Below are 12500 nucleotides of genomic sequence, written 5' to 3' on the forward strand. Positions count from 1 at the left end.
AGGACCGCGCCGTTCTCGGCGACGATGTAGTCGAACAGGCGCGCTTCAGGAAAGACTTCCAACAGCCGACGCAACTCGCGACCGGTCACCAGGATCAACTTGCGCCCGGTGGCAGATAGCTCGCGCAATATGTCGACGCAACGCTCGTCGCAACGCCCATCGCGAGCCAGCGTTCCATCAAAGCCTGCGGCTAGCACCACATATCGCATCGAATTGTATCTTCCGGCGCCCAAGAACTCCCCGCTCCCTCGCGCCTCAACGTCGACCTCAAGTAAACAGCGTGTCGTACGCCGCCAGCAGGCGCGGCACCTCATGTTCCCAGGCCAGGGCGTCTTTCACCCGCTCGCGGCCCCACTCGCCCATCTGCTTGCGGCGTGGCTCGTCGTCGAGCAGCGCCACGATTTGCCTTGCCATGTCGATCGGATCGTTACGCTTGGCGTATAGCGACGCCTGCTGCGCCGAGACCCGCCCCTCGGTCAGGTCGTACTGGACGATGGGCTTGCCCAGCGCCATGTACTCCATGATCTTGTTCATGGTGGACTTGTCGTTCATCTCGTTGGCGACATCGGGATTCACGCACACGTCCGCCGTGTTGAGCATCGCCAGCAGCTCGGCATCCGGCACGCGACCGGTGAAGGTCACGTAGTCGGCCACTTGCAACTCTTGAGCGAGCTTTTTCATCGCCTCGAGCTCCGTGCCACCGCCCACCAAGCCGAAATGAACGTCGCTGCGTCCCATGTCGTGCACGATGTGATGAGCCGCGGCCAGCAAGCCGTCGATGCCTTCCTGGCGCCCCATCACTCCGACGTAGCCGACCAGATATTTGCGGCCCTGCTTGAGCTCGGGCTGCGGCGGCAATTGTTTGAGTCGTCGCAAATCCGGGCCACTGCGCACCACGAACACTTTGCTCGGTTGCCGGCCACCCCGCTCGATGGCGATCTTGCGATACGACTCGTTGGTGGCCACGCACACGTCGGCGGTGCGAAAGGTCCAGCGCTCCAGCGCCAACATCAACTTGTAGAACACATCCCGTCGCTGAAACTTGGCTTCGTACAGCTCGGGATTGATGTCGTGGTGGTCGAACAAGAACTTTTTGCCAAACAGCTTGTAGAAACCGCCGATCAAAAAAATCATGTCGGGCGGATTACAACCGTGGATCACGTCGAAGCCGCGCGTGAAGAAAATCTTCAGCGATAACGCGAACTCCGCCGCCAGCGCCCAGCTGTACTCGAGCGCATAGCCCAGCGCGCCGCTGGCCTCGAACGGCATGGAATGACGGTAGATCGCCACGCCATCCAGTTCTTCGAAACTCTTTTCGTAGCCCTTGCCCTTGGGGCAGATGATCGACACCTGGTAGCCGTGAGCATGCAAAGTGCGCGCTTCCTGCCAGACGCGACGGTCGAACGGCAGCGGCAAATTCTCGACGATGATCAACACACGCCGGCGGCGCGCGACGGCGACTCCGTCAGCCATCGTTTGGGCCTGTTCTTCGGCATTTCCCATGAGCCGCTACCAGCACACGCCCTGGTAGCCGGCGCGATAGGCGTCGCGATCCGGCAATACCGCAATGTCCAGCAACATTTGCTCGGGACGCGTGTGTTCACGCAGTGCTGCCAGCACTTCCGGCGTCTTCATCGCCACCACCAGCACATCCGAATCGCGCACCAGCGCGTCCAGATCGGTGGTCATCAACGAGGCGATGTGCGGAATGCTTTCTTCGATGAAACGTCGGTTGGCGCCGATCAGCCGCGCCACATTCACCTGCGGATCGAAAATGCACAACGGCAGGCCTTTGCCGATGAAACGCTCGGCCATGACGACCATGGGACTTTCGCGCAAATCGTCGGTGCCGGACTTGAAGCTCAGCCCGATCATGCCCACCGATCGGCGCCCACTCTCGAGTACCCGCTCCACCGCATGCTCGATGTGCGCGGCATTGCTGGGTAGCAGGCTGCTGAGCATGGGCAATTCGACGTCGTTGTTCTTGGCCAGATACAACAGCGCCTTCAAGTCCTTGGGCAGGCAGGAGCCGCCAAAGGCAAAGCCCGGACGCAGGTAGGCCGAGGAAATATTGAGCTGACGATCCATGCACAGCAGCTTCATCACTTCGTGCGGATCGACGCCAGCCGATTGCGACACGCGACCGATCTCATTCGCGAACGTCACCTTCAGTGCATGAAATGCATTGCAGGCGTACTTGAGCATCTCGGCGGTACGCACCGAGGTGTGCACAAACTCGCACGGCAGGTGACCGAACATGCCCCGCAACGCCTCGACGGCGTAGTCGTCTTCGGCGCCTACTACCGTCAACGGCGGATTGTCGTAGTCATTGATCGAAGTGCCTTCGCGCAGGAACTCCGGCTGAAAGCACAGGCTGAAATCCCGCCCCGCCTGCAGGCCTGAGGCCGCCTCGATAGCCGGCTTGATGACTTCATCGATGGTGCCGGGTTTGACCGTGGAGCGGATCACGATGATGTGGCGAGTGGCCTTTTCCGGAATCACGGCACCGATCTGTTCGGCGATACGCGTGATGGCGGCAAGATCCTGATTGCCGTTCTGACGGGCCGGCGTGCCCACGCAAACAAAAGAAATGTCGGTGGCAAGAATCGCATCTCGTACCGAGTCGGTGACGCTCACCGTGCCGCCCCGCATGACGGCGCGTGTCAGTTCTTGGATACCGGTCTCGACGATCGGCGCCTGGCCTCGGCGCAACAGCTCGAGCTTGCCGGGATCGATATCGACACCGAACATTTCGTGACCGTCGCGCGCCAGACAGGCCAACGACACGGCGCCGACATAACCCAAGCCGAAAACGCTGATTCGACGCGGTGAGCCGGGTGCAACTTCTTCTTCCTGCGCGCTCTCCCGTGTCCATCCACGGCGAGTACGCGCCTCGGCGCTCACACTATCGATCTGCAACGACATCACTTGTCTCCGTATTGAAAGTACCGAGCGACGCTTAGCAGTGACGCGCGGTTCCATCCGGAGAATGGCAAGTTCTATGCCGCTATTGCCGCGGTCCACATCGAGCCGTTTGGCACTACTCTACGATGCACTGCGAGCGCTTTATTCCTAGGGTTTTTAGCGAAATGTTGCGTCAACGATTTCGACGCTGGAATTTCCCTACTTTTACAAGTTGGAAAAAACATTCTTACAACGGAACTCCGCTTGCGCTTGAAGAATTTGCATCTCACACTCGACGAACTAAAACCCGGTTCGACTTTCTGGTTCGACTTTCTGGGGAGAGATTACACAGTGGACGCACCGACTACGCTGCACGAGCATGGTCTCGGCAACCTCCTCGGGCGCTCGCCTGCCATGCACCAGGTGTTCGGCTTGATCAAACGCGTGTCGCCGACCGAAGCGACTGTGATGATCATGGGCGAAAGCGGTGTAGGCAAAGAGCTAGTGGCCGAATGTATCCATAACATGAGTCATCGCGCGCAAGGGCCGCTGGTGGCCATCAACTGCGGTTCGATTCCTGCCTCGCTGATCGAAGCCGAATTATTCGGTTATGAAAAGGGCAGCTTCACCGGCGCATCTCGTTCGCACGCAGGCGTGTTCGAACGCGCCACCGGCGGCACATTGTTTCTCGACGAAGTCACCGAGATGCCGCTGGACATGCAGACGCGCTTGCTGCGTGTGTTGGAGACAGGACGTTTCTATCGCGTCGGCGGCACGCAAGAAATCAAGACTGACATTCGCGTGGTCGCAGCGACCAATCGCAATGTCACTGAAGCGGTCGCGAATCGCCAGCTGCGCGAAGATTTGATGTACCGACTGGCGGTGTTCCCGCTGCACATTCCACCGCTGCGCGAACGGCCCGGCGATGTCCCTTTGCTGGCGGAATACTTCCTGAGCACGCTCAATCGCACCAGCGATGTGACCAAAGGATTCTCACCCTGTTTCCTGGAAGCGCTGGGCACGCGCCGCTGGGCAGGCAATGTGCGTGAGTTGAAAAACACGGTGGAGCGCAGCTTCATCCTCGCCGATGAAATGCTCGAGCTGGATCTTTCGATCACCACGCCCGCGCATGTCGTCGAACCTGTCGAAGCGGCTCGCCCGGCCGGCGTGCACGTGCCGTTGGGCTCGCGACTCGACGAAGCCGAGCGCTCATTGATCGAAGTCACGTTGGATTATTGCGAAGGCGACAAGCGCCGCGCCGCCGCGGTACTCGGCTGCAGCTTGAAGACTCTTTATAACAAGCTGAACAGCTACGCCCGCGAACGCACCGAAGGCACCGAGACTATCGGCCGTCACATTCCCGGTGTGGCGGCCAGCGTGCCCATGGTGAGTTGACCGTTCAGAGTTGAGACCAGCGCCAGAGACGGACCTGGCCAGACCGCCATCGGCCCTCTTGGAGGGCCGATGTTTTTTGGGCGGTGAATGGGTTAGATCGGATCAGCCCGCGGCGACCGGGGCGAGCACCACGATGCGATCGCGGCTGGAGACCACCGAGCCGCCGGGCTTTTCGATGGTGACAGCAAACATCGCGGGATTGCGGATTTCCAGCTTGGCGGTAATGGGGATGATCACTTCGCCCTGACCGGGAGGAATGTCGAACACCCCGCCGTCGACCGGATAGCGCTCATCGCGAGTGCCGTCGAAGATCCACAACTGATACTGCAACTCGTCCGCGTTGTTGGCCTGCAGACCACGGAAGCGCAGATACCCATTCTGGGTACGCGGATCCCAAACCACATCGCCGGTCACGCCGCTGGCCGCTGGATCCTGAGTCGTCTGCCAGGTCCGAGTCAGCACACCTTGCTGAGCGAGCAGTTGCTGGCGCTCTTGTTCCAACGTGCTGGCAATCGGCACTTCGATAGTCGGATCGCCGCCAGTCTGTAAGCGCGGCCACCAGCCAGCAACGGCGATGAGCACGCTGGCAGCGGCTGCGAACCAACCCACTTTGCTTTGCCAAGAAGACGACTTGCGAGACGGTGCCGGTTTGGCGATTTCAGGAGTGCTGACCGCCGGCGTCGCGGTGGTCGTGCGTGAACGGCCCGCAATGCTGATGACTCGTGGCTGCGAAGCACTCTGACGCGCCGGCGGCGGCATCGAAGCTGCGACCGTATCCGCTTGCGCATACAAACGTTCGCGCAAACTGTCCGGCATTTCTTCGGGGACGTGATTCTCCACATCGCCGGCCAGCAACAACGACGCGGCGGTATATTCGAACCGGCCGGCATCGGTATATTTCTCTGCAGTGAGCAGCTGCTTCAGCTCGGCGCGCTCCGACGAGTTCAAGCCATCCACAGCCCGCTGCACCAGCAGTTCCACCAACCGGGGATTCTGCATGACTGAGTTGCTCATGAGCGCACCCCATCGGAGGCAGGGTTCTGAATACCCATCAACTCACGCACCTGAATCAATCCTCGCCGCATCATGGTTTTCACTGTACCCAGCGGCATTTGCAACACATCGGCGATTTCCGAGTGACTCAATCCTTGCAGGATGCCGAGTTCCAGCACCTGTCGTTGTTCGGGCCGTAATTGCATCACCGCGCGTGCCGCTGCCGAAGCTTCGGCACAGACTTCGGCGCTGTTGCCGGAATCGGCAAACCCCAGCGAATCGATATCGTCAGTGGATTCGGTGCGCGCTTGATGAGCGGCACGTCGCATGCGATCGATCAAACGACGGCGTGCGATGGTGGCAACGAAGACTTTCTCAGATCCCTGATTCGGATCGAAACGTCCGGCGCTGCGCCAGACATCGGTGAAAATTTCCTGCACGGCATCTTCGGCATCGGCGCGAGTACGAGTCAGACGTCTCGCTATCGACCATATGAGGCTGCCGAATTGATCGATGCACTCGTGCACAGCACGCGCATCTCCTTGTGCGACTCGAGCGAGTACGGAGTCCGTCATTCGCGGGCGGCTCTGAGCTGATGTGGTTCGCGTCGCATCGTCGTTAGTCAGTGCGATGAGCGAAGAGTATGGAGCCGGGAGTATAGCGGACACGGTCACTTCAGTTCGCCAGTTGTTAATGAGTGGTTAAGGGATACTCGCAACCACTTATTCGCGCCGGCGCCACCGAAGGGATTCATTGCCCGATGTGTCCGCCAACTCGATCACATTTTTTGGCAGTCTTATTCAGTTTCATCATGGCGCTTGTGGTGCCGCGGAAAGGATCCTAGACTCCTTACCAGACGTTTGTCTGGTATCGCCCTGGCTAGGGCACGCCGCCGAATCCCATGTCCGACCTCACACGCAAACAATTGGAAGTATTGGAATTTATCCGTCGCTTCATGGATAGCGACGGGTTGCCGCCGACCCGTGGAGAAATCGCCGAGGGCCTGGGGCTCAGAAATCGCCAAGGCATCGACCAGCATTTGCGCGCCTTGGAAAGCAAAGGCGCGATCGAACTGCTGCCCGGCATCTCTCGTGGCATTCGGCTGCGCGATTCATTCCCGAACGCGTCAGCGACAGCGCATTTGTTGGCACCGGGCTCGGCGATGAGTTTGCCGTTGTTAGGTCGGATCGCCGCCGGCGCGCCCATCCTCGCGGCTTCTCATATAGAAGAGCATGTCACTGTCGATGCGTCGCTATTCAAACCGCGCGCCGATTTTTTATTGCGCGTCCGAGGCGACAGCATGAAGGACGCGGACATTCTGGATCGGGATCTGCTGGCGGTTCAGCAAACATCCCAAGTCCGCAACGGCCAGATCGTGGTCGCCCGCTTAGTCGATGAGAACGAAGCGACGGTGAAGTACTACCGCCGGCAAGGTCACATGGTGCGGCTGGAACCTGCCAACGCCGCCTATCGACCCATCGAAATAGATTTGCGTGAACAGGAATTGTCCATTGAAGGACTGGCAGTGGGGGTGATTCGCACCACCCTGCCCCTGAAAAGGGGACAGATTTAATTTCACAATGACTCCAAGCTCACCGCCATGTTTCAGGAGAAATTAAATCCGTCCCCTTTTCAGTCTCGTGCCGAAACATTAGAACAACTGGCGCGGCTGTGCCGTAACGGCCGCGAAGGCCCGCCGTTGCGAGTCGAGCCCAGCGGCTCGGCCCAGCTCGATGCCGTGCTGCCCGGTGGCGGCTGGCAATCGGGCACGGTGGTGGAGTTGATGCCCATGCAGGATGGCATCGGCGAGCTGCGTTTGTTGATGCCGGCGTTGGCCAGGATCACGCACAGCGAGCGGCACGTCGCCATGATCGCGCCGCCTTATATTCCGTTCGCTCCAGCCCTGCTTCGCCATGGGCTGCGGCTGGAGCATTTTTGGATCATTCGCGCCCAGAACGCGACCGATATTCTGTGGTCCGCCGAACAAACATTGCGCTGTAAATCGTTTGGCGCAGTGCTGGCGTGGCCACTGACCATCCGCGACCGCGAAGTGCGGCGGCTACAGCTGGCCGCCGAGGCCGGCAGCAGCATTGGCTTTGTTTATCGCCCACCGAGCGCAGCTCGAGAAGCCTCGCCTGCCGCGGTTCGCCTGCGCTTACAAACAAGCGCTGACGGTCTATTGAACATCGATGTGGTCAAGTGCCGGGGTGCGCGCGCAGGCATGTCGCTCGGCATCGCCGTTGCAGAGTGATGCACAGTCATGCTGTGGCTTTGTATCACCCTACCCCAATTGCCTCTGGAAGCTTTGCAATGTGAGCAAAGCGAGAGCCCTACCGTAGTCACGGTTCTGACCGGCAGTGTCCGCTGCGTCGTCTGTTGTAATCCCGCGGCCGAGCGCGTTGGCTTGAAGTCCGAGATGAACTTCACCACGGTGCTCGCCATCCTGCCTGAAGTGATTGCGCTGGAGCGCCGGCTCAGCGCCGAACAAGCCGCCTTGGAACGACTGACGGCTTGGGCTTATCAGTTCAGCGGCACAGTCATCATCGGCGAAGTCTTCGCCGACCTGCAGCGAGCCCACTCCACGGCATTATGGCTGGAGATCGGCGCGAGTCTGCGATTGTTCGGTGGCTTCCGTAAACTCATCGAACAATTGGAAATCGAGCTGCGCAAACTCTCTTACAGCTATCAACTAGGCATCTCACCGACGTTGGAAGGTTCGGCATTACTGGCTCGTACCGGCGTTCGCGTCGCTATCACCACCACGACTGCGCTACGCGCGCGCATCGAAGCCGTGTCAGTGAACTGGTTGAATCTCGACCCTTGGATTCCTCAGCAGCTGCAAACAGTGGGAGTAAGAACGGTAGGCTTGTTAGTGGCCCTGCCTCGCGATGGCGTTGCCAAGCGTTTCGGGCCCGAGGTGTGCGATTACCTCGATCGGCTGGTCGGCGCTGCGCCCGATCCGCGCCCTACTTATCGCTTGCCGCCGAAGTATCACGCGCGCTTCGAGTTCGAGGCCGAAGTTCGTAGCACCGAGGCTTTGCTGTTTCCTTTACGACGCATGTTGCGAGAGTTCGTCGGCTTTCTACGTGCGCGCGATACGGGAACGCAAAAATTCACATTGCGTTTCGTTCATCGCGATGCTGTCGCTACCATCATCTCCATCGGGTTGTCCATGCCCGATCGCAACAGCGAACGTTTTCTTGCACTGACTCGCGAGCGTCTCGAGCACACGGTATTGCCGTCGGCGTCGGTAGCTTTGGAATTGTCAGCCGATGAATTCGCCACGCCCACCGGGCTGCACATCGACATGCTCAGCGGCGCAACCGAGCAAAGCGAAGAGCTCGGTCACACATTGGATCGGATCGTCGCCCGCCTTGGCGAAGCTCAGGTGCATGGCGTGAAAGCCGTCGCCGATCATCGCCCGGAACACGGTTGGGCCACAGCGTCGGCTCAAGAAACGCGACAGCATTTGGATTCTCCAGACCGGCCGCTGTGGCTGCTCTCCGAACCCAAGCCGTTGCAACTCAGCGGCATGCCAGCCTTGACCGGCGCCGAGCGCATCGAAAGCGGTTGGTGGGATAGCGGCGACGTCCGGCGCGATTACTTCATCGCTCGCACTCAGCAAGGCGCCGCGTTGTGGATATTCAAGGACCTGCACGACGGCAGCTGGCATTTGCATGGGTTCTGGTCGTGAGCGCGCCTCGTTACGCCGAGCTTCACTGCGTCAGCAACTTCTCGTTTTTGCGTGGGGCATCGCACCCGGGGGAGTTGATCTGTCAGGCTGCCCATCTCGGCTATTCAGCGCTGGCCATCACCGACGAATGCTCCATGGCCGGCGTGGTCCGTGCCTATGAAGAAGCGCGGAAAATCGATTTCAGGCTGATCGTCGGCTCGGAGTTTCGGCTTGCCGACGGCATGCATCTAGTACTGCTCGCGCCGTCGCAAGCTGCTTACTCGCAAATTTGTCAGCTGATCAGCTTGGCGCGCTCGGCCGCCAAGAAGGGCGAGTATCAATTGACTCGCAGCCAATGCGCGGCAGCTGAACTCAGCGAGTGCCTGGCGCTATGGGTCGCTCCGCGCAACCCGGAAAATTCAATGGCGGGATGGCTGAGAAACACGTTTCCGGAACGTTGTTGGATCGCTGTCGAGCTGCATCGACAGGCAGACGACGTCGAGCATCTGTCCACGATGCAGCAACTCAGCAATCGTATGAACATCCCTCTGGTCGCCAGCGGCGACGTGCATATGCATACGCTCGAGCGGCGTCCCTTGCAGGACACGATGACTGCTATTCGTCACGGCTGCACCGTAGCCTCGGCTGGCCACAAATTATTTGCCAACGGCGAACGGCACCTCCGGCCGCTGCCTATCCTCGAAGAGCTTTATCCCCCCGAACTACTGCAGGAATCGCTGCGCATCGCGGAGCGATGCCACTTCTCACTGGGCAGTCTGCGATATCAGTACCCCAGGGAAATCGTGCCGGCGGGACTGACTGCCAGCCAACATTTGCGGAACCTGGTCGATGCCGGCGTCGCCTATCGGTGGCCTCAAGGCGCACCCGCATCGATTCGCGCCACCATCGAAAAAGAGCTTGGCCTCATCGCACGCCTCGAATATGAGCACTTCTTTCTTACCGTGCACGAGATCGTCGAGTACGCACGCGCTGACGTGGACGATGATGGCCAGCCCAAGAAGCCCATTCTTTGCCAAGGCCGCGGCTCGGCGGCTAATTCAGTCGTCTGCTATGCGTTGCGTATCACCGAGGTCAAGCCTGAGCTGATCTCGGCGCTGTTCGAGCGATTCATCAGCGAGGAACGCGGCGAGCCACCCGATATCGACGTCGACTTCGAACACGAGCGGCGCGAGGAAGTCATTCAACACGTCTTTCGAAAGTACTCGCGTAAACGCGCTGCCATCGCGGCCACTGTCATTACTTATCAATCACGCAGCGCCATCCGCGATGTAGGCAAGGCTCTCGGATTACCAGAAGACATGGTCGGCAGACTCGCCAAGCAACACGCCTGGTGGGACAGCGTGGAACGGATGCAGGCCAACATGGCCACCCAAGGTATGCACTTGGATGGCGATGTGGCGAAGCGCTTGAGCGTACTCGTTCGGCAGTTGCTGAATTTTCCTCGACACTTGTCCCAACACGTCGGCGGCTTCGTGATTGCCGAGCAGCCCATCAGCGAGCTGGTTCCCATCGAGAACGCAGCCATGCCGGATCGCACCATCATTCAATGGGACAAGAACGATCTGGAAACGCTGAAGTTACTCAAGGTCGACGTGCTCGCGCTGGGCATGCTGACGGCCATGCGCAAAACCTTCGAACTGCTGGATTCTGCGGGTCACGGCCCGACTCAAATGAGCGAGATTCCGTCGGAAGACTCGCGCACCTACGACATGATCTGCAAAGCAGACACCATCGGCGTGTTCCAGATCGAGTCGCGCGCCCAGATGAGCATGTTGCCGCGACTCAAACCCAGGAAGTACTACGACCTGGTCATCGAAGTCGCCATCGTGCGGCCCGGACCGATCAAGGGCGGCATGGTGCATCCGTACCTGCAGCGCCGGGATATGGCTGACGAAGATGTGCCTTATCCCAGCGAAGATCTGCGCCCCATTTTAGAGAAGACGCGCGGCGTTCCGATCTTTCAAGAACAGGTCATGCAGATTGCCGTGACTGCAGCGGGCTTCTCGCCTGGCGAAGCCGATGAGCTGCGGCGCTCGATGGGCGCATGGGAACGCAGCGGCAACATGGAGATGTACGAGGCAAAGCTGAAGCAAGGCATGTACGAGAAGGGTTACTCGCACGACTTCGCAGACCAGATCTATAAGCAGATCGAAGGCTTCGGCGAATACGGTTTCCCGGAATCGCATTCCGCATCCTTCGCGCTGCTCACTTATCTTTCCAGCTACCTGAAGTGCCATCATCCGGCGGCCTTCATCGCGGGGCTGATCAACAGTCAGCCCATGGGCTTTTATCAACCAGCGCAATTGCTCGAGCAGGCGAAGCGGCAGCAAGTGAAAGTCCTGCCGGTCGATGTGACCGTGAGCGAGTACGACTGCACGCTCGAATCCAACGGCGCACACGCGCTTGCGATTCGCTTGGGAATGCGACTGATCAAAGGACTGCGCGAAGGCGATGCGATGAACATCGTTGCCGCGCGAGCGATCGCGCCGTTCAATTCAGTGGAAGATGTGGCTCATCGTGCTGGATTGAATTCGCGAACCACCAAGGCGCTGGCATTGAGCGGCGCGCTGCGCAGCTTGAGCGAACATCGTAATCAAGCTTTTTGGAGTGCATTGGGAATCGAGAGTCTACCGGGAGCATTGGCGGCGCACGCAGCCACCGAGCCAGCGCCAGCTCTACCGGTGCCGACGGAATGGGAAGAAATTCAGCGGGACTATCGTCAGATGGGATTGAGCACGGGCCGGCATCCGATGGCGGTATTGCGGCCGAAGCTACGCGCGTCGGGGATTTCGAGCCGGCGTGAGCTCGACTCGATGCGTCATGGCCGAACAGTGCGGGTGGGAGGATTGGTCACTCATTTACAGCATCCGCAAACAGCGAATGGCGTGATCTTCGGCTCGTTGGAAGACGAGACCGGCATCAACAACATCATTTTCTGGCCGGCGATTTTCGAGTTGTATCGACCGCGAATCTTGCAGTCGAACTTTATGGTCGTGACCGGCGAACTGCAGAGCGTGGAGTCGGTCGTGCACGTGGTGGCGACCGAAGTGGAGGACTACTCTCACTGGGTGAGAACGTTGCCGCGTAAGTCACGCGACTTCCACTAAGCAACGGACAGCGGCCGCGACAGGCGCGGCTCGCGAACAAACTAAGAAAAAGAAGAGTTAGCTGGCAGCGCGCAGCTGATGAAACTGCTGAGCAGCCATGTCTTTACGAAGAGCTTTGGCAGCCTCAGCGCGCTGGCGCTTGGAGGCATTCACCGCGGCCTTGGCCACTTTCACATCGATCACTTCGGCCTTCACCAGCCGACGGCGTTCCAGAGTGTTCATGTTGTTCAACCCCTGATTACTGACGAAGCAATTGGTAGGTTGCTGTGCTGCAGCGTTCCGTTCGCACCTGAGCAAAAAGCCCCGACGGATTGCTCCGTCGGGGCTTTGCTTCATTTAAGAGCCTGGCAGTGACCTACTCTTGCATGCCCGCAGGGCACACTACCATCGGCGCACAGCATTTTCAC

At 59.5% G+C, this 12500-nt stretch carries 11 protein-coding genes and 1 rRNA gene (1 of these 12 running past the window's edge); 5 read left to right on the top strand and 7 right to left on the bottom strand.

The window, feature by feature from the left end; all coding sequences use genetic code 11:
* The 3 genes from JNL55_RS14865 to JNL55_RS14875 form a co-directional block, all read right to left on the bottom strand.
* A partial coding sequence (locus JNL55_RS14865; protein ID WP_293854723.1) for an HAD family hydrolase occupies window positions 1-209 on the bottom strand: 209 nt, incomplete at its 3' end.
* Window positions 210-267: 58 nt separating this feature from the next.
* Complete coding sequence (locus JNL55_RS14870) at window positions 268-1473, bottom strand: glycosyltransferase family 4 protein (RefSeq protein WP_293854726.1); 1206 nt, start codon at window positions 1471-1473, stop codon at window positions 268-270.
* Window positions 1474-1509: 36 nt separating this feature from the next.
* Window positions 1510-2925: a nucleotide sugar dehydrogenase gene (locus tag JNL55_RS14875; RefSeq protein ID WP_293854730.1), complete on the bottom strand. Its 1416-nt coding sequence runs from the start codon at window positions 2923-2925 to the stop codon at window positions 1510-1512.
* Between the two features lie 330 nt (window positions 2926-3255).
* Here JNL55_RS14875 and JNL55_RS14880 point away from each other — a divergent pair, with 330 nt between their 5' ends.
* Window positions 3256-4299, top strand: a complete 1044-nt coding sequence (locus JNL55_RS14880; protein WP_293854734.1) for a sigma-54 interaction domain-containing protein — start codon at window positions 3256-3258, stop codon at window positions 4297-4299.
* Between the two features lie 102 nt (window positions 4300-4401).
* Here the strand turns inward: JNL55_RS14880 and JNL55_RS14885 are convergent, their stop codons facing one another.
* Window positions 4402-5313, bottom strand: a complete 912-nt coding sequence (locus tag JNL55_RS14885; RefSeq protein WP_293854737.1) for an anti-sigma factor — start codon at window positions 5311-5313, stop codon at window positions 4402-4404.
* On the bottom strand, window positions 5310-5867 hold the full coding sequence (locus JNL55_RS14890; protein WP_293854741.1) for an RNA polymerase sigma factor: 558 nt from the start codon (window positions 5865-5867) through the stop codon (window positions 5310-5312). Before JNL55_RS14890 ends, JNL55_RS14885 begins: the two co-directional genes overlap by 4 nt.
* Window positions 5868-6193: 326 nt before the next feature.
* Between JNL55_RS14890 and lexA the strand changes: the two genes are divergently transcribed.
* Genes lexA through JNL55_RS14910 form a run of 4 tightly spaced genes read left to right on the top strand, consistent with a single transcriptional unit; the run spans window position 6194 to window position 12093 of the window.
* Window positions 6194-6865: a transcriptional repressor LexA gene (gene lexA / locus JNL55_RS14895; protein ID WP_293854745.1), complete on the top strand. Its 672-nt coding sequence runs from the start codon at window positions 6194-6196 to the stop codon at window positions 6863-6865.
* A 27-nt stretch (window positions 6866-6892) separates the two neighbouring features.
* Entirely contained in the window at window positions 6893-7543 is a 651-nt protein-coding gene (imuA, locus tag JNL55_RS14900) for a translesion DNA synthesis-associated protein ImuA (protein WP_293854750.1), read from the top strand.
* Window positions 7544-7552: 9 nt separating this feature from the next.
* Window positions 7553-8986: a Y-family DNA polymerase gene (locus JNL55_RS14905; RefSeq protein ID WP_293854753.1), complete on the top strand. Its 1434-nt coding sequence runs from the start codon at window positions 7553-7555 to the stop codon at window positions 8984-8986.
* Entirely contained in the window at window positions 8983-12093 is a 3111-nt protein-coding gene (locus tag JNL55_RS14910) for an error-prone DNA polymerase (protein WP_293854756.1), read from the top strand. Before JNL55_RS14905 ends, JNL55_RS14910 begins: the two co-directional genes overlap by 4 nt.
* Window positions 12094-12150: 57 nt before the next feature.
* Here the strand turns inward: JNL55_RS14910 and JNL55_RS14915 are convergent, their stop codons facing one another.
* On the bottom strand, window positions 12151-12315 hold the full coding sequence (locus JNL55_RS14915; RefSeq protein WP_293854759.1) for a hypothetical protein: 165 nt from the start codon (window positions 12313-12315) through the stop codon (window positions 12151-12153).
* A 120-nt stretch (window positions 12316-12435) separates the two neighbouring features.
* Window positions 12436-12500 (bottom strand): 5S ribosomal RNA (rrf, locus tag JNL55_RS14920); it runs 51 nt beyond the window's last position.

Origin of the sequence: Steroidobacter sp., assembly GCF_016790065.1 — a bacterium.
GTDB lineage: Bacteria > Pseudomonadota > Gammaproteobacteria > Steroidobacterales > Steroidobacteraceae > Steroidobacter.

Excerpts from the sequence above, each read along its gene's own strand:
- JNL55_RS14870 (WP_293854726.1), bottom strand. The coding sequence starts at position 1,473 with ATGGCTGACGGAGTCGCCGTCGCGCGCCGCCGGCGTGTGTTGATCATC.
- JNL55_RS14875 (WP_293854730.1), bottom strand. The coding sequence starts at position 2,925 with ATGTCGTTGCAGATCGATAGTGTGAGCGCCGAGGCGCGTACTCGCCGT.
- JNL55_RS14885 (WP_293854737.1), bottom strand. The coding sequence starts at position 5,313 with ATGAGCAACTCAGTCATGCAGAATCCCCGGTTGGTGGAACTGCTGGTG.
- JNL55_RS14890 (WP_293854741.1), bottom strand. The coding sequence starts at position 5,867 with ATGACGGACTCCGTACTCGCTCGAGTCGCACAAGGAGATGCGCGTGCT.
- lexA (WP_293854745.1), top strand. The coding sequence starts at position 6,194 with ATGTCCGACCTCACACGCAAACAATTGGAAGTATTGGAATTTATCCGT.
- imuA (WP_293854750.1), top strand. The coding sequence starts at position 6,893 with ATGTTTCAGGAGAAATTAAATCCGTCCCCTTTTCAGTCTCGTGCCGAA.
- JNL55_RS14905 (WP_293854753.1), top strand. The coding sequence starts at position 7,553 with ATGCTGTGGCTTTGTATCACCCTACCCCAATTGCCTCTGGAAGCTTTG.
- JNL55_RS14915 (WP_293854759.1), bottom strand. The coding sequence starts at position 12,315 with ATGAACACTCTGGAACGCCGTCGGCTGGTGAAGGCCGAAGTGATCGAT.